We start from the raw sequence: 16,360 nt of genomic DNA, 5'->3' as shown, positions 1-16,360 counted from the left end.
GAAGGCGGGCATGGCCTCGGGCGCCTGCCCGCAGTTGCTCGCCCGATATTAACCAGCTCACTACCGGGAGACGGCTCGTGATTTCCTGTGAGATTGCCGTTAATTCGTGCCGGGGCCGACAAGCGTCACCGGCTCAGAACGCGACTGCCTGCCCATCGCGGCGCGGGTCGCTGGCGGCGAGGTATCCCTGCTTCAGTCGCCAGATCGCCTGGCAACTGCCGAACGCGTTGTAGTCGTCCACGGCGAGCAGGTCGTGCCCGCGCCGCCGCAACTCGTCGAGCGTTGCGGGCGGGAATCCCTTCTCGCAGGCCACTTGTACGCCGTCCACCCAGCGGAAGCGCGGGCCGTCGCAGGCCGCCTGCGGATTCTGTCCGTAGTCGGCGATGCGCACCAGAACCTGCACGTGGCCCTGTGGCTGCATCGGACCTCCCATCACCCCGAAACTCATCACCGGTTCCCCGTCTTTGGTGACAAAGCCCGGGACGATGGTGTGAAAGGGGCGCTTACCCGGGCCGATCTGATTTGGGTGTCCTTGCGTGACAACAAAATTCGCGCCACGGTTTGCAATGATATCCCGGTGCCCGGCACCACCACACCGGAGCCGAATCCCAGGTAGTTCGACTGGATCATCGAGACCATCATCCCGGAGGCGTCGGCGGCGGTCAGATAGACCGTTCCGCCCGTGGGCACTCCGGCCGAAACCTGCTTGGCGCGACGTGGGTCGATGAGCGTCGCCCGTTGCCTCAGATACTCACGGTCGAGGAGTTGTTCGGTGCTCACGGTCATGTGGTCGATATCGGCGACGCACGCGTGCGCGTCGGCGAACGCCAGCTTCAGTGCCTCGATCTGCAGGTGCACGCTGTCTGCGGAATCGACTGGCAGCGAGGACATGTCGAATTCTTCGAGGATGCCCAGGGCGATCAGCGCGACGATGCCCTGACCGTTGGGTGGTATCTCGTGAACGGTGTAGCCGCGGTAGTCGCGACTGATCGTGTCGACCCAGTCGGCCCGGTGAGCCGCCAGGTCATCTGCCCGCATCGCGCCGCCGTGTGCCGCCGAGTGTGCCTCGAGCCGGGCGGCCAACTCGCCGCGGTAGAAGGCCTCGCCGCCGGATGCCGCGATCGCCTCCAGGGTGGCCGCATGGTCCGGGAAGGTGAACAACTCCCCGGCCCTGGGCGCACGCCCACCCGGCAGGAAGGCTGCGGCGAAGCCGGGCTGGGATGCGAAGACCGGAACCTGAGCGTGCCATTGCGAGGCGACCATAGGAGAGACCAGAAAGCCGTTGCGGCCGTAAGAGATAGCAGGTGCGAACAGCTGCTCGAACGGGAGCCGCCCGAATCGACGGTGCAGCTGCGCCCACCCGGACACGGCTCCGGGAACCGTCACCGAATTCCAGCCGACGACCGGAACGTTCTGGCCGTCAAAGTATTCCGGTGTCCACGCAGCGGGCGAGCGTCCCGACGCGTTGAGGCCGTGCAGATGCGTGCCGTCCCAGACGATCGCGAACGCGTCCGACCCGATACCGTTGGACACCGGTTCGACGATCGTCAGCGTGATCGCGGTGGCGATGGCCGCGTCGACCGCGTTCCCGCCGGCGGCCAGCATCGATAGCCCGGCCTGAGCGGCCAGCGGTTGGGACGTACACACCACATTGCCGCCCAGGATGGGCGTGCGGGGCCAGGCGTACGGATTGGTCCAGCCGAACGGTGCGCTCACACGACGACGGTATCCGTGGCGGCCTACGCCGTCAGTATCGGCGCCATCCACGTCATCTCGGCCGGCAACTGAGAGCTCCAGAAGCTGCCGTCGTGACCTCCCGGCGAGAAACCGCCGGCGGGAGGGGTCGGGAGCTGGGCGATGAACTGCTTGGTCGCCGAATAGAAGGGGTCGCTGTCACCGCAGTCGATGCGGATCGGGATGGAACCCAGCGCCGGCATCCCCCACACCGAATTCGCCGCATAGTCCTCGGGCCCGTCGAAGGCTCCGGGGGCGGCGGCACCGGCAGACGTCCACAGCGCTGGACTCACGGCGCAGATCGCCGCGGTGCGGCCCGGGCCGAGCCGGCCACCGAGCAGCAGCGCTCCGTAGCCGCCCATCGACCAACCCAGAAATCCCACCCGTGACGTGTCGAGGCCGTGGCTGTCCAGCATCGGGATCAGCTCGTTGAGCACCATCGACCCAGCGTCGTCACCGTCGGCCCGTCTGTGCCAGTAGCCACCGCCGCCGTCGACGGCAACCACCGCGAACGGCGGCAATCCGGCGTTGACGGCCTGCGCCAGGCCCTGCTCCACACCGCCTGCCATGACGGCCGCGGCATCGTTACCCTTGCCGTGCAGCGCGATGACGGGCCGCAGCGGTTTGGTCTGGCCCGGCGGGCGCGCGATCGCCCAGTTTGTCGATATCCCGCCCCGGGCGGCCGAGACGAACGAGCCCGTCACCATGGTCGGGGCCGCCTGCGCGGGGGGTGCCGGATCCAGCGGCCGTGCCGGCGCCAATGGAACGTTTGTCCCAGTCCAGGAAACCGGGGCGGCGCGCGACGTCCGGGGCTGAAACAGCACGTCGAGCGCATATGCGCCGCCCGCGCCGCATGCGGCGGCGGCACCGAGGCGCAGTACGGCGCGGCGGCTGATGTCTGGCATGCGGGTCATCATGCCATGTTCGTTTCGCGAAAATGGCAATGCAGTACCACTTTGACTGGCAGCATGGGTGGGCGTGACAGCAGCAGCAGTTACTCCAAAAGGAGAACGTCGGCGGTATGCGTTGGTGAGCGCTGCCGCCGAGCTGCTCGGCGAAGGCGGGTTCGAAGCGGTGCGCCACCGGGCGGTCGCTCGGCGAGCCGGCCTGCCACTGGCTTCTACTACCTACTATTTCTCGTCGCTCGACGATTTGATCGCACGTGCGGTCGAACACATCGGGATGATCGAGGTGGCGCAGTTGCGTGCCCGGGTCAACGCCCTGTCCCGGCGGCGCCGGGGGCCCGAGACCACCGCTGACGTGCTGGTCGATCTGCTGGTGGGGGACGTATCCGGGCCGGGGCTCGCCGAGCAGCTGATATCGCGGTACGAGCGTCATATCGCCTGTACCCGGCTTCCCGCGTTGCGGGAAAGCATGCGACGCAGCCTGCGCCAGCGCGCGGAGGCGGTCGCCGAGGCCATCGAGAGGTCGGGGAGATCGGTCCAGATCGAGCTGGTGTGCACCCTGATCTGCGCCGTCGACGGTTCGGTGGTCTCCGCGCTGGTCGAAGGACGCGATCCGCGCGCCGCGGCGATGTCCACGGTCATCGACCTGATCGAGGTGCTGGCGCCGGTCGATCAGCCCCCGGTGCGCGTCATCAGCACATCGTTGGGCAACGACGGCGTCGCGATATAGCCGGTCGCCGCGTCGCCGTAGAGGGTGATGTCGTCGGGACGACGCTGCGCGTAGAGCGCCACATAGGCGCAGATCACCGCATCGACGGGATCTTCGGCGCGCCGCAGCTCGCTTTTGCGCTGCGCGGTCAGCACGGCGTTGCGTAACCGGGCCCATTCGGGTGAGCTGCGCACGTGTAGCGGTACCGGCGCCGCGGCCAGGGTCTCGACAAGGTCCATCAGCCGTAGCAGCTCCGACCGGAGCTGCTGCAGGTCGCGACCCGGCTTGGCTTTGTACTTCAGCGTGCGGGGCAGCCGGAACAGGGCCACCGTCGCGGCATGCGGATACACCTCGAGGGCGCGTCCCGGGGCAGATGAACAGGGGTCGAGGTCCAGGTTCAGCGCGCCGGCCAGCCGCGCGGCCCGGGGCCCGTCGGCGAATTCGGCTTTTCCGGTGTTGGACGGGTGAGCCCCCGCCTCGAACCTGCGAAAATCCCGGTTGAGCGCGGTCTCGGCCGGGCGTTGACCCGTCGGATTGGTCACTACCAACGGGGCGTCGAAACCTACTACGCACTCTGCCCGCACCCAGGGCCGCAACGCGGCCAGCACGTCGTCGTCGCTGCGGACGGCGCCGACACTGACCAGGGCGCCGCCGTCATCGACCACCGCGACCCCGGTCGGGTTGCGGCCCGCCCAGGCGAGGTCGACGCCGGCGAAGTACATGGCGGCATTCTGTCACTTCCGCGAGGCGGAGCTTCGCCGGAAATGCGGCTCCTCCTGCCCGCCTCGGCGCGCGCTGGGTCCGTCCTGCCGCCGACCGTAAGCTGTGTGTTCGTGAGTATTCCGAATGTGCTGGCCAGCCGGTATGCAAGTGCCGAGATGGTGGCGATCTGGTCGCCCGAGGCCAAGGTGGTGGCCGAGCGGCGGCTGTGGTTGGCGGTGCTGCGGGCGCAGATGGGCCTCGGGGTGGATGTGCCGGAAGGCGCGGTCGCCGACTACGAGCGGGTGCTGGACAACGTCGATCTGGCCTCGATCGCGGCGCGCGAGCGGGTGCTGCGCCACGACGTCAAGGCCCGCATCGAGGAATTCAATGCACTCGCCGGCCACGAGCACGTGCACAAGGGCATGACCAGCCGCGACCTGACAGAAAACGTCGAGCAGCTGCAGATCCGCCAGTCCCTCGAGTTGGTGTTCGCGCACGGCGTCGCGGTGGCCGCACGCCTCGCCGAGCGCGCGGTGGCCTACCGCGACCTGGTGATGGCCGGTCGCAGCCACAACGTCGCTGCCCAGGCCACCACCCTGGGCAAGCGATTCGCTTCGGCCGCGCAAGAGACGCTGATCGCGCTGACCAGGTTGCGGGAGCTGATCGACCGCTACCCGCTGCGCGGCATCAAGGGGCCGATGGGCACCGCGCAGGACATGCTCGACCTGCTCGGGGGCGATGCGGCCCAACTGGCGGCGCTCGAGCAACAGGTGGCCGAATTCCTGGGATTTGCAGCGGTATTGCACAGCGTCGGACAGGTGTATCCGCGTTCGCTGGACCACGACGTGATCTCCGCGCTGGTCCAGCTGGGCGCCGGACCCTCGTCGCTGGCGCACACCATCCGGTTGATGGCCGGGCACGAGCTGGTCACCGAGGGATTCGCCGAAGGTCAGGTCGGCTCGTCGGCGATGCCGCACAAGATGAACACCCGCAGTTGCGAACGGGTCAACGGGCTGCAGGTGGTGCTGCGCGGTTACGCCTCGATGGCCGCGGAACTGGCCGGGGCGCAGTGGAACGAAGGCGACGTCTTCTGCTCGGTGGTACGCCGAGTTGCGTTGCCGGACAGCTTTTTCGCTATCGACGGACAGATCGAGACGTTCCTGACGGTGCTCGACGAGTTCGGCGCCTACCCGGCGGTGATCCAGCGCGAGCTGGACCGCTACCTGCCGTTCCTGGCCACCACCAAGGTGCTGATCGCCGCCGTGCGGGCGGGGATGGGCCGCGAATCCGCGCACCACGTGATCCGCGAACACGCGGTGGCCACGGCGCTGGCGATGCGGGAACGCGGCGCCGAGCCGGATCTGTTGGACCGGTTGGCCGCCGACGACCGGCTGCCGCTGGACCGGGCGGCGCTCGACGCCGCGCTGGCCGACAAGGAGGCCTTCGTCGGTGCGTCCGGCGACCAGGTCGACGAGGTGGCCGCCCAGGTGGACGAACTGGTGAGCCGCCATCCGGAGGCGGCCAAGTACACGCCCGGGGCCATCCTGTGACCACCGCTGTCACCAGCATCGACTTCACCGATCTGGACAACTTCGCCAACGGGTTCCCGCACGAGTTGTTCGCCCTCCACCGCCGCGAGGCGCCCGTGTTCTGGCACGAGCCCACCGACAACACCCCCGACGGCGAAGGCTTCTGGTCGGTGGCCACCCACGCCGAAACCCTTGAGGTGCTGCGTGATCCGGGGACGTACTCCTCGGTCACCGGCGGTACCCGGCCGTTCGGCGGCACCCTGTTGCAGGATCTGGCCATCGCGGGTCAGGTGCTTAACATGATGGACGACCCCCGGCACTCACAGATCCGGCGACTGGTCAGTTCCGGCCTCACGCCCCGGATGATCCGCCGGGTCGAGGACGATCTGCGGGGCAGGGCCCGGCGCCTGATCGATGATGTGGTGCCGGGGCGGCCGTTCGACTTCCTCATCGACATTGCCGCCGAACTGCCCATGCAGATGATCTGCATCCTGTTGGGAGTTCCTGAATCCGAACGGCATTGGCTGTTCGAGGCCATCGAGCCGCAGTTCGACTTCGGCGGCTCGCGCAAAGCGGCGCTGTCGCAGCTGTCGATCGAAGAGGCCGGGTCGCGGATGTATGCCTACGGGCAGGAGCTGATCGCCGCCAAGCGCGCACAGCCGACCGACGACATGCTTTCGGTGGTTGCCAACGCGATGGTGGAAGACGAAGCATCCCAGGCTTTGTCCGATCTCGAGGTGTACCTGTTCTTCAGTCTGCTGTTCAGCGCCGGGGCGGAGACGACGCGCAACGCGGTCGCGGGCGGGCTGCTGGCGCTGGCCGAACATCCCGCGCAATTGCGTTCGCTCCGCGCTGATTTCGAGTTGCTGCCGACGGCGGTCGAGGAGATCATCCGCTGGACTTCGCCGTCGCCGTCCAAGCGCCGCACCGCCACCCGCGATGTCACCCTGGGGGGACAGGCGATCGAGGCCGGGCAGAAGGTGCAGATCTGGGAGGGCTCGGCCAATCGCGACGAAGCTGTCTTCGAACGCGCGTCAGAGTTCGACATCACCCGTAAACCCAATCCGCACTTGGGCTTCGGCCAGGGTGTGCACTACTGCCTGGGCGCGAACCTGGCCCGGCTGGAACTGCGGGTGCTCTACGAGGAGCTGTTCTCTCGGTTCGGCGCCGTGCGTGTGGTGGAGCCACCGGAGTGGACGCGCAGCAACCGGCACACCGGCATCCGGCATTTGGTCGTGGAACTGCGCGAGGACTAGTGCGGCCGCCGCTCAGGGCATGCGCAACCTGATTCCCGCCGCCCGCAGTTCCAGCGCGGCCAGCCCGCGGATGACCATCGGATCCTCCTGTCGCCACCCGCCGACCGGGTCGGCGCTGACCGCGGCCAGCTTGGCCGGCGATCGGTTGGCCAGCGCCCGCAGCGCCAGCAGTTGCTGCCCGGCCGCGGTGGCGGCCAGCGCCGTCACCACCCACTTGCGCCGAAAGAACCGCCACCGCAGTAACAGCCACGGCACGGTCACCGCCAGGATCGGCGGCGAGGCGACCGCCAGCGCCAGCACCCAGGCCAGCCAGCTCGCCGTGTAATCGAGGCTGTGCCCCGCGCCGGCCACGTCCAGTGCCGCCCGGCTGGCGGCATCCAGCGGCTTGCCGAGCGCGTCGCCCAGCAATGGCACGTTGTGCGCACCGTTGCCCGCCGAGGCCAGGTTCCCGGCCAGGTCTTTCGAGCCGCTTTCCACTTGACGGCCGGCCTCGGCGATCGTCGCGATCGCATCGTGCACGGCCATACCGACGAACACCCAGATCACCGTCCACAGCGAAATGGTGATGTCGCTGATCAGCTGACCGAACAGGCGGAAGGGTCGGGTGGAGTACGGCAGGTACCTCGTCATACCCCGATACCAGCACAGCTCGCCACGGAATGGTGCCGGCTCGCCCGATAGGCTGACGCGATGCGACCCCCATTGTCCGATTACCAGCACGTCGCCAGCGGCAAGGTTCGCGAGATCTACCGCGTCGACGACGACCACCTGCTGTTGGTCGCCAGCGACCGCATCTCCGCATACGACTTCATTCTTGACAGTGTGATCCCGGACAAGGGCCGCATTCTGACCGCCATGAGCGTGTTCTTCTTCGGACTCGTCGACGCACCCAATCACCTGGCCGGACCACCGGACGACCCACGGATTCCGCAGGAGGTACTCGGTCGTGCGCTCGTCGTGCACCGGCTGCAGATGCTCGAGGTGGAGTGTGTCGCGCGCGGCTACCTGACCGGCTCGGGCCTGCTGGACTACCAGGCGACCGGGAAGGTCTGCGGTATCGCGTTGCCGCCGGGGCTGGTCGAGGCCAGCAAGTTCGCCGAGCCGTTGTTCACCCCGGCGACCAAAGCGGAGCTCGGCAGTCACGACGAGAACATCTCGTTCGAGCGGGTCGTCGAACTGGTCGGCGCGGTGACAGCCAACCAGCTGCGCGACCGCACCCTGCAGATCTTCGTGCAGGCCGCCGACCACGCCCTCACCAAAGGAATCATCATCGCCGACACCAAATTCGAATTCGGGACCGACCGGGAGGGCAATCTGTTGCTGGCCGACGAGATTTTCACCCCCGACTCGTCGCGCTACTGGCCCGCCGACGAATACCGGCCCGGCGTGGTGCAGAACAGCTTCGACAAGCAGTTCGTCCGAAACTGGCTCACCAGCCCCGAATCCGGATGGGACCGGCACGGTACCGAGCCACCGCCACCACTTCCCCCGGACGTCATCGACGCCACCCGCGCACGGTACATCGATGCCTACGAGCGGATCTCGGGCCTGCGCTTCGACGACTGGATCAGTGCATGACCGACGCAGTGGTGCCGCCGGCCGCCAAGCGGGTGGATACCCGCCGGGAATTCCACGGCGACGTCTTCGTCGACCCCTACGAGTGGCTGCGGGACAAGGAAAGTCCCGAGGTCATCGGGTACCTCGAGGCCGAGAACGATTACGCCGATCACCGCACCGCACACCTGGAGTCGTTGCGGCAGCAGATCTTCGACGAGATCAAGTCGCGCACCAAGGAGACCGATCTTTCGGTGCCGACCCGGCGCGGCGACTGGTGGTACTACGCCCGCACTTTCGAGGGCAAACAGTACGGGGTCCACTGTCGTTGCCCGGTCGCCGATCCGCAGGACTGGGACCCGCCGCAACTCGACGAGCACACCGAGATCCCGGGTGAGCAGATCCTGCTCGACGAGAACGTCGAAGCCGAAGGCCACGACTTCTTCGCCCTGGGTGCGGCCAGCGTGAGCCTCGACGCCAATCTGCTGGCCTACTCCGTCGACGTCAAGGGCGACGAGCGATACACACTGCGATTCAAGGACTTACGCACCGGCGAGCGTTATCCCGACGAGATCACAGATATCGGCGCCGGCGCCACCTGGGCGGCCGATAACCGCACCGTCTACTACAGCACCGTCGACGAGGCGTGGCGTCCCGATACGGTGTGGCGCTACCGGCTGGGTTCCGGCGGGTCGCCGGAGCGGGTGTATCACGAACCCGACGAACGGTTCTGGCTCGGCGTGGGCCGCACCCGCAGCAACGCCTACATCCTGATTGCGGCCGGATCGTCGGTGACCTCGGAGGTGCGCTACGCCGACGCCGCCGACTCCGAGGCCGAGTTCACCGTCGTGCTGCCGCGCCGCGAGGGTGTCGAGTACTCGGTGGAGCATGCCACGGTGGGTGGGCAGGAGCGGTTCCTCATCCTGCACAACGACGGCGCGGTCAACTTCACCCTGGTGGAGGCGCCGGTCGAGGACCCTGCGCGGCAACGCACGCTGATCGAGCATCGCGACGACGTTCGCCTCGACGGCGTGGACGCCTTCGCCGATCACCTCGTGGTCAGTTATCGGCGGGCGGCGCTCCCGCGAATTCAACTGTGGCCGTTCGGTTCTGATGGTGGCTACGGTGAGCCGCAGGAGATCGCCTTCGACTCCGAACTGATGTCGGCCGGTTTGGGCGCCAACCCCAACTCGCGCTCGCCGAAGCTGCGGGTGGGTGCCGGATCGTTCGTCACGCCGGTGCGGATCTACGACCTCGACCTGGCCACCGGCGAACGCACCTTGCTCAAGGAGCAGCCGGTGCTGGGCGACTACCGGCGTGAGGACTACGTGGAGCGGCGCGACTGGGCGCAGACCGCCGACGGCACCCGGGTGCCGATCTCGATCGTCTATCGGGCCGGCACCGAATTCCCCGCTCCAGCATTGGTTTACGGTTACGGCGCCTACGAGATCTGCGAAGATCCGCGGTTCTCCATCGCGCGGCTGTCGTTGCTGGACCGCGGCATGGTGTTCGTGATCGCCCATGTCCGCGGCGGCGGGGAGATGGGCCGGTTGTGGTACGAGCACGGCAAGCTGCTGCAGAAGAAGAACACTTTCACCGACTTCATCGCGGTCGCACAGCATCTCGTCGACACCGGTCTGACCAGCCCGCAGCAACTGGTGGCGCTGGGGGGCAGCGCCGGCGGCCTGCTGATGGGTGCGGTGGCCAACATGGCGCCGGACCTCTTCGCCGGAATCCTGGCGCAGGTGCCGTTCGTCGACCCGTTGACCACGATCCTGGATCCGTCGCTGCCGCTGACCGTCACCGAATGGGATGAATGGGGAAACCCGTTGGCCGACAGCGACGTCTACGCATATATGAAGTCCTATTCGCCGTACGAGAACGTCGAGGCAAAGAAGTATCCGGCGATCCTGGCGATGACGTCGCTGAACGACACGAGGGTCTACTACGTCGAACCCGCCAAGTGGGTGGCCGCGTTACGGCACGCCAACACCGACGGAAGCCCGGTGCTGTTGAAGACCCAGATGAATGCCGGCCACGGGGGAATCAGCGGCCGCTACGAACGCTGGAAGGAAACCGCGTTCCAGTACTCGTGGTTGCTGGCGACCGCCCAGGGCAACCAGGTGGCGGGTTAGGCGGCGGGTTTGCGGGGCAGGAATGACGCCGGGACCAGCGTGCTCGCGACCAGCGCTACAGCGATGACCAACACCACGGTGTAGGCGTGCGACAGGTCATGCAGCAGGCTGGCGGTGTAGTCGGGTCCCAGGGTCCGCGGCGGTATCGCAGACGGATCCAGCGGCACCCCGTGCCGCGCGGCTTCCTGCTGGCGGCGGGCGAGTTCGTTTGCCGCGGAGATGTTCTCGCTGCGATTGAACTGACTGGTCAGCACCATCGACATCAGCGCGGTGCCGATCGACCCGCCCACCTGGAAGTTGACGCTGATCAGCGTCGAACCGCGGGCGATGTCGTGGGGACTCAGCGACTGCACCGACGCCCCGGACAGCGGCATCATGGTGCAGCCCATGCCCATGCCGAGGATGCCCAGCCCGATCAGCAGCACCGGTGAGAAGGCAGCCTGGCGGGCGACGCCGAAGGTGAAGATCGCCAGGCCCACCGTGATCAGCGAGATGCCGAATAACACCGATTTACCCGGGCCTTTGCGGTCCATGAAGACTCCGGCCCATGGCATGGTCAGCATGGCGCCGAGCCCCTGGGGAATCAGATGCAACCCGGATTGCATCGGAGTCTGCCGCAGCACCTGCTGGAGGTAGCTCGGCAGCAGCAGCAGGGAACCGAAAAAGGCGATCGAGAAGATGAACGCCGTGATGTTGGCGTGGGTGACCACCGGGATGCGGAACAATCGCAGGTCGATCAGCGGGTGATCCGCCCGCAGCCAGGCATGCAGCACGAATGCGACGATCAGCGCCAGGCCGATGACCGCCGGTATCAGCACGTGGCGATCGGCGAGCGTGCCGCGCCCGGGGATGGAGGACACCCCGAACAGGAAAGTGGCCAGCCCGGGGGACAGCAGCAGCACGCCGACCGCGTCGAACGTCTCCGAGGGCGCCGGTTCATCCCGCGGGAACACGAATTTGGCGAGGATGAACGCGCACAGCCCGATCGGCAGGTTGATCAAGAAGATCCAGGGCCAACTGAACGCGTTGATCAGCCAGCCGCCCACGATCGGGCCGCCGATCGGCCCGAGCAGCATCGGGATGCCCAGGACCGACATCAGGCGGCCCAGGCGCTTCGGGCCGGCGACCCGGGTCAGGATGGTGAACCCCAGCGGCATCAGCATGCCGCCACACATGCCCTGCACGGCCCGAAAGACGTTCAGCAGCAGGATGCTCGGCGCGATCGCGCACAGCAGCGAGCCGGCCATGAACGCCACCACCGACCCCATCCACAGTCGTTTGGTGCCGAAGCGGTCGGCCGCCCAACCGGCCAGCGGGATCACCGTGGCCAGCGCGAGCGTGTACCCGGTCATGGTCCAGCCGACGACGGACTGCGTCGATTCGAACTGGACGATGAAGGTGCGCTGCGCGACGCTGACGACTGTGGTGTCCACCGACAACATCACCGAAGCCAGGATGCAGACCCCGGCGACCCTCAGCGTCGCGGCGTCGAGCTTGTCGGGGAAGTCGTGCGGCGCCGACTTTCCCGTGGTGGTGGCGGGCAGCGCGGCGTCGGCCGGTGCGGAGGGCGCCTTATCCATGGCGTTGCTGAGCATATCTAACCGATTGTGACCAATGCCTCACGGGGACGCCCGTCCGACCTGATCACACGGCCGGATATACGTCTGCCGTCCGTGTGTCCTTCACCGCCTCGACACCTGCGGTCGGCAAACTGACAAGCGTGACTGGAAAACTGATCGTCTCCGTTTCTGGGATCGGCGAGCAAACGCTGGCTGACGTGGCCGACTTCTGCGCGCAGATGGATGCCCGTTCGATCCCGGTGTCGCTGCTCGCAGCCCCGCGCCTGGGCAATGACTATCGACTCGACCGCGACCCGCGCACCGTGGACTGGCTGAGCGAGCGGCGCGCCCGCGGCGACGCCCTGGTGCTGCACGGCTACAACGAAGCCGCCACCAAGAAGCGTCGTGGGGAATTCGCGACGCTGCACGCGCACGAGGCCAACCTGCGCATCAAGGCCGCCGACCGGGTGCTGGAACATCTCGGGCTGCGCACCCGGCTGTTCGCCGCACCGGGCTGGCTCGTCTCCCCGGGCGTGGTGAAGGCACTGCCGAACAACGGTTTTCGGCTGCTCGCGGACGCCTACGGCATGACCGACCTGGTCCGCAAGGAAACCGTGCGGGCCCGCGTACTCGGCATCGGCGAAGGGTATCTGGCCGAGCCCTGGTGGTGCCGGATGGTGGTGTTGTCCGCCGACCGGATCGCGCGGCGCGGCGGCGTGGTCCGCATCGCCGTCGCCGCCCGGCACCTGCGCAAGCCCGGCCCGCGGCAGGCCATGCTGGATGCCGTCGACCTGGCCCTGCTGCAGGAGTGCACGCCGACCGTGTACAGCTGGCAATCCGGCAAAGCGGTGCTCGACGCCGCTTAACGCTCGACCGATGCCCATCGGTGGCGGGCATTACCCTGTTTCGACATGAGCGACGCGGATTCGGCTTCCGACGACTTCACAGCTGACGCGATCATCGTCGGGGCCGGGCTGGCCGGGCTGGTGGCGGCCTGTGAGCTGGTGGACCGGGGCTTGCGCGTGCTCATCCTCGACCAGGAGAACAGCGCGAACGTCGGCGGTCAGGCCTACTGGTCCTTCGGCGGCCTGTTCTTCGTCGACAGCCCCGAGCAGCGCCGGCTCGGAATCCGCGACAGTCACGAACTTGCCCTGCAGGATTGGCTGGGAACCGCGGCCTTCGACCGTCCCGAGGACTACTGGCCCGAGCAGTGGGCGCACGCCTACGTCGATTTTGCGGCGGGGGAGAAGCGCAGTTGGCTGCGGGCGCGCGGGCTCAAAATCTTCCCGTTGGTCGGATGGGCCGAGCGTGGCGGTTACGACGCGCAGGGGCACGGCAATTCGGTGCCGCGTTTCCACATCACCTGGGGAACCGGGCCCGCGTTGGTGGAGATCTTCGCGCGGCAGCTGCGTGACCGGCCGAACGTGCGGTTCGTGCACCGCCACCAGGTCGACCGGCTGATCGTGGAGGGCGATGCGGTGACCGGGGTGCGGGGCACCGTCCTGGAACCCTCGGATGAGCCGCGGGGCATGCCTTCTTCGCGGAAAGCATTGGGCAAGTTCGAATTTCGTGCCTCGGCGGTAGTGGTGACGAGCGGCGGCATCGGCGGTAACCACGACCTGGTGCGCAAGAACTGGCCGCGCCGGATGGGCCGCGCCCCCAAGCAGTTGCTCAGCGGTGTACCGGCACACGTCGACGGCAGGATGATCGGTATCGCCCAGAAGGCCGGAGCGCGGGTGATCAACCCCGACCGGATGTGGCACTACACCGAAGGCATCACCAATTACGACCCGATCTGGCCGCAGCACGGAATCCGGATCATCCCCGGCCCCTCGTCGCTGTGGCTGGATGGCGCGGGAAACCGGTTGCCGGTGCCCTTGTTTCCCGGTTTCGACACCTTGGGCACGTTGGAGTACATCGCGGCCAGCGGCTATGACTACACCTGGTTTGTGTTGAACGCCAGGATCATTGAGAAGGAGTTCGCCCTGTCCGGTCAGGAGCAGAATCCGGACCTGACGGGGCAGAGCGTGCGCCGGCTGGTGCGCGCCCGGACCCGGTCGGGTCCACCGGGTCCGGTGCAGGCGTTCATCGACCGCGGCGCGGACTTCGTCACCGCCGAGACGTTGCCGGAACTGGTGGAGGCGATGAACGGGCTGCCCGACGTGGAGCCCTTGGACTACGAAACCGTGGAGGCCGCGGTCACCTCGCGCGACCGTGAGGTGGCCAACAAGTTCACCAAGGACGGTCAGATCACCGCAATCCGGGCCGCCCGCGGCTACCTCGGCGACCGGCTGGGCCGAGTGGTGGCGCCGCACCGGCTCGTTGATCCGAAGGCCGGACCGCTGATTGCCGTCAAGCTGCACATTCTGACTCGAAAGACGTTGGGCGGCATCGAAACCGACCTGGATTCGCGGGTGCTGAAGTCCGACGGCACCCCGATCACCGGGTTGTACGCCGCGGGTGAGGCCGCTGGTTTCGGTGGCGGCGGGGTGCATGGCTACCGGGCGCTGGAGGGAACTTTTCTGGGCGGCTGCATCTTCTCTGGGCGCGCGGCCGGCCGCGGTGTCGCCGACGACATCACCTGACGGGCCGTGGCGCGAGCAGACGCCAAATCGCACGCTCTGGCACGGCGGGTTCACGCGGTCGTCGCAACACTCTCGATTTGAGAGGTTGCGGCGACCGTGTCGTTTTCCAAGGACTGTGTTCGGCTTGGTGATTTGTTAGCAAAGTTGGTGGATGCCGGTGTGCCCGTGAAGGAGGCCGCCGCCCAGTTGGGTGTCTCGCGGGGTCATGGGTATGCGATTTTGGCGGCCTTGGGCCGGCCCGTGGGTTCCCCGCGCCCGGATGTTAGTGGTGTGGATATCAGCCGGGTCGTGGCGGTCTTCGAGGCTACGGGTTCAGTCAATGCGGCGGCGAAGGCGGTCGGTGTGTCGCACAGTACTGCCCGGCGGATGCTGGTGGAGCTTGGCTTGGTCAGCCAGCAGCGGCGGCCGTTCGGTAAGCCGGTGGCCCGGGCCCGGTTCTTTGAGTTGCTTGAGCAGGGCTGGTCGGTCGGCCGGGCGGCGCGCGAGGTCGGGGTCCACGTAGGCACGGCCCGGAATTGGCGCGACGGTATCGTGCGGGTCGCCGACACGCGGGTGCGCCGAGACGGCACGGTCATCCAGTACCGCGCCGCCGGGCGCTACACACAGGTGGTGAACACCGACAAAGTGGCCGTGGCGGCGATCAGTGAGCGCTACCTGTCGTTATCGGATCGGTTGGCCATCGCCGACGGGTTGGTCAACGGATGGACCTTGACCGCGATCGGCGCCCGGATCGGCAAGCACAAGTCAACGGTCTCGCGTGAGGTCGCCGCGCGCAGTGTGCAGGGGGTGTATCTGCCCTATCACGCTGATCGGGCCGCCCACGCCGCTCGGAGCCGGCCTAAAGCAGCCAAACTGGTGATCAACCAGAAGCTGCGCCAGGCGGTGGAGCAGGGGCTGTCCCAACGGTGGTCTCCCGAAGAGATCTCTTACCGCCTGGTCAAGGACTTCCCCGACGATGAAAGCATGCGGGTGAGCACGGAAACGATCTACCAGGCCCTGTACTTTCAAGCCCGAGGTGGCCTCAAACGTGAACTCACACAGGCACTTCGCAGTGGACGCACAATACGCAAACCCCGTCGCCGCCCTGATCAGCGCACCCAACGGTTTATCGATCCGATGATCATGATCAGTGATCGCCCCGCCGAAATCGCCGACCGCGCGGTACCTGGGCACTGGGAAGGCGACTTGATCATGGGACAAGCCAACAAGACCGCGATCGCCACCCTGGTCGAACGCGCCACCCGTTACACACTTCTGGTGCCTCTACCCAACGGCCACCACGCCGAAGCCGTCCGTGATGGCCTGATCGCCACGATCGCATCGCTGCCAGCTCATCTGCGCGGCTCACTGACCTGGGATCAGGGATCGGAAATGGCAGGACATAAACAGTTCTCCATGGCCACCGACATGGCCGTCTACTTCTGCGATCCCGCCAGCCCCTGGCAGCGCGGCACCAACGAGAACACCAACGGCCTTTTGCGCCAATACTTCCCCAAGGGAACCGACCTAAGTGTCTATGGCCCCGAAGACCTCGAACACGTCGCCCAGCAACTCAACGGACGCCCACGCAAAACACTCGACTGGGATACCCCAGCCGAGCGCCTGCGTGATCTACTACTGGCCAACTAACCAGCAGTGTTGCAACGACTCCTAGAAACCGCCCACCAAATCGTGCGATTTGGCGTCTGCTCG

General features: G+C 67.1%; 12 protein-coding genes and 1 pseudogene. 8 read left to right on the top strand and 5 right to left on the bottom strand.

Going from position 1 to position 16,360, the window contains the following annotated elements; all coding sequences use genetic code 11:
* Positions 1-133: 133 nt before the first annotated feature.
* Positions 134-1,716 (bottom strand): annotated as a pseudogene (locus QXH22_RS29905) (gamma-glutamyltransferase family protein).
* 23 nt (positions 1,717-1,739) lie between these two features.
* The gene (locus tag QXH22_RS29900; protein ID WP_306247591.1) at positions 1,740-2,651 is read right to left on the bottom strand and encodes an alpha/beta hydrolase-fold protein; all 912 of its coding nucleotides are present in this window, start codon (positions 2,649-2,651) and stop codon (positions 1,740-1,742) included.
* A gap of 55 nt (positions 2,652-2,706) precedes the next feature.
* Between QXH22_RS29900 and QXH22_RS29895 the strand changes: the two genes are divergently transcribed.
* Positions 2,707-3,369: a TetR/AcrR family transcriptional regulator gene (locus tag QXH22_RS29895; RefSeq protein WP_306247594.1), complete on the top strand. Its 663-nt coding sequence runs from the start codon at positions 2,707-2,709 to the stop codon at positions 3,367-3,369.
* Here QXH22_RS29895 and QXH22_RS29890 read toward each other — a convergent pair.
* Complete coding sequence (locus tag QXH22_RS29890; RefSeq protein ID WP_306247596.1) at positions 3,312-4,070, bottom strand: DUF429 domain-containing protein; 759 nt, start codon at positions 4,068-4,070, stop codon at positions 3,312-3,314. The genes QXH22_RS29895 and QXH22_RS29890 overlap by 58 nt on opposite strands.
* Positions 4,071-4,181: 111 nt before the next feature.
* Here QXH22_RS29890 and purB point away from each other — a divergent pair, with 111 nt between their 5' ends.
* On the top strand, positions 4,182-5,600 hold the full coding sequence (gene purB, locus QXH22_RS29885; RefSeq protein ID WP_306277816.1) for an adenylosuccinate lyase: 1,419 nt from the start codon (positions 4,182-4,184) through the stop codon (positions 5,598-5,600).
* Complete coding sequence (locus tag QXH22_RS29880; RefSeq protein WP_306277815.1) at positions 5,597-6,835, top strand: cytochrome P450; 1,239 nt, start codon at positions 5,597-5,599, stop codon at positions 6,833-6,835. Before purB ends, QXH22_RS29880 begins: the two co-directional genes overlap by 4 nt.
* A gap of 12 nt (positions 6,836-6,847) precedes the next feature.
* On the opposite strand, the gene QXH22_RS29875 is transcribed toward QXH22_RS29880, so the two are convergent.
* Positions 6,848-7,465 (bottom strand): hypothetical protein, encoded by a 618-nt coding sequence (locus QXH22_RS29875; RefSeq protein WP_306247602.1) that lies wholly within the window; start codon positions 7,463-7,465, stop codon positions 6,848-6,850.
* A 60-nt stretch (positions 7,466-7,525) separates the two neighbouring features.
* On the opposite strand from QXH22_RS29875, the gene QXH22_RS29870 reads away from it, so the two are divergent.
* Positions 7,526-8,413 carry a phosphoribosylaminoimidazolesuccinocarboxamide synthase gene (locus tag QXH22_RS29870; protein WP_306277814.1) on the top strand — a complete coding sequence of 296 codons (888 nt, stop codon included), beginning with the start codon at positions 7,526-7,528 and terminating at the stop codon, positions 8,411-8,413.
* The gene (locus tag QXH22_RS29865; RefSeq protein WP_306277813.1) at positions 8,410-10,524 is read left to right on the top strand and encodes a S9 family peptidase; all 2,115 of its coding nucleotides are present in this window, start codon (positions 8,410-8,412) and stop codon (positions 10,522-10,524) included. Before QXH22_RS29870 ends, QXH22_RS29865 begins: the two co-directional genes overlap by 4 nt.
* On the opposite strand, the gene QXH22_RS29860 is transcribed toward QXH22_RS29865, so the two are convergent.
* The gene (locus QXH22_RS29860; RefSeq protein ID WP_306277812.1) at positions 10,521-12,119 is read right to left on the bottom strand and encodes a DHA2 family efflux MFS transporter permease subunit; all 1,599 of its coding nucleotides are present in this window, start codon (positions 12,117-12,119) and stop codon (positions 10,521-10,523) included. The genes QXH22_RS29865 and QXH22_RS29860 overlap by 4 nt on opposite strands.
* A gap of 125 nt (positions 12,120-12,244) precedes the next feature.
* On the opposite strand from QXH22_RS29860, the gene QXH22_RS29855 reads away from it, so the two are divergent.
* The 3 genes from QXH22_RS29855 to QXH22_RS29845 all read left to right on the top strand — a co-directional run bounded on the left by QXH22_RS29855 (position 12,245) and on the right by QXH22_RS29845 (position 16,297).
* The gene (locus QXH22_RS29855) at positions 12,245-12,949 is read left to right on the top strand and encodes a DUF2334 domain-containing protein (RefSeq protein WP_306248008.1); all 705 of its coding nucleotides are present in this window, start codon (positions 12,245-12,247) and stop codon (positions 12,947-12,949) included.
* Between the two features lie 45 nt (positions 12,950-12,994).
* Positions 12,995-14,668, top strand: coding sequence for an FAD-binding dehydrogenase (locus QXH22_RS29850; protein WP_306277811.1), 1,674 nt, complete (start codon positions 12,995-12,997; stop codon positions 14,666-14,668).
* A 366-nt stretch (positions 14,669-15,034) separates the two neighbouring features.
* Positions 15,035-16,297: an IS30 family transposase gene (locus tag QXH22_RS29845; protein WP_371934313.1), complete on the top strand. Its 1,263-nt coding sequence runs from the start codon at positions 15,035-15,037 to the stop codon at positions 16,295-16,297.
* Positions 16,298-16,360: the final 63 nt, after the last annotated feature.

The sequence above is a fragment of the Mycobacterium sp. TY814 genome, assembly GCF_030755175.1.
Taxonomy (GTDB): Bacteria; Actinomycetota; Actinomycetes; order Mycobacteriales; family Mycobacteriaceae; genus Mycobacterium.
Note: the sequence above shows the minus strand (reverse complement) of the source record. Positions and strands in the feature narration are given on the sequence as shown.

What these genes read in the sequence shown, in the direction of transcription:
- QXH22_RS29900 (WP_306247591.1), bottom strand. Translation starts at nt 2,651, where the DNA reads ATGATGACCCGCATGCCAGACATCAGCCGCCGCGCCGTACTGCGCCTC.
- QXH22_RS29890 (WP_306247596.1), bottom strand. Translation starts at nt 4,070, where the DNA reads ATGTACTTCGCCGGCGTCGACCTCGCCTGGGCGGGCCGCAACCCGACC.
- QXH22_RS29875 (WP_306247602.1), bottom strand. Translation starts at nt 7,465, where the DNA reads ATGACGAGGTACCTGCCGTACTCCACCCGACCCTTCCGCCTGTTCGGT.
- QXH22_RS29870 (WP_306277814.1), top strand. Translation starts at nt 7,526, where the DNA reads ATGCGACCCCCATTGTCCGATTACCAGCACGTCGCCAGCGGCAAGGTT.
- QXH22_RS29865 (WP_306277813.1), top strand. Translation starts at nt 8,410, where the DNA reads ATGACCGACGCAGTGGTGCCGCCGGCCGCCAAGCGGGTGGATACCCGC.
- QXH22_RS29860 (WP_306277812.1), bottom strand. Translation starts at nt 12,119, where the DNA reads ATGCTCAGCAACGCCATGGATAAGGCGCCCTCCGCACCGGCCGACGCC.
- QXH22_RS29850 (WP_306277811.1), top strand. Translation starts at nt 12,995, where the DNA reads ATGAGCGACGCGGATTCGGCTTCCGACGACTTCACAGCTGACGCGATC.
- QXH22_RS29845 (WP_371934313.1), top strand. Translation starts at nt 15,035, where the DNA reads ATGCTGGTGGAGCTTGGCTTGGTCAGCCAGCAGCGGCGGCCGTTCGGT.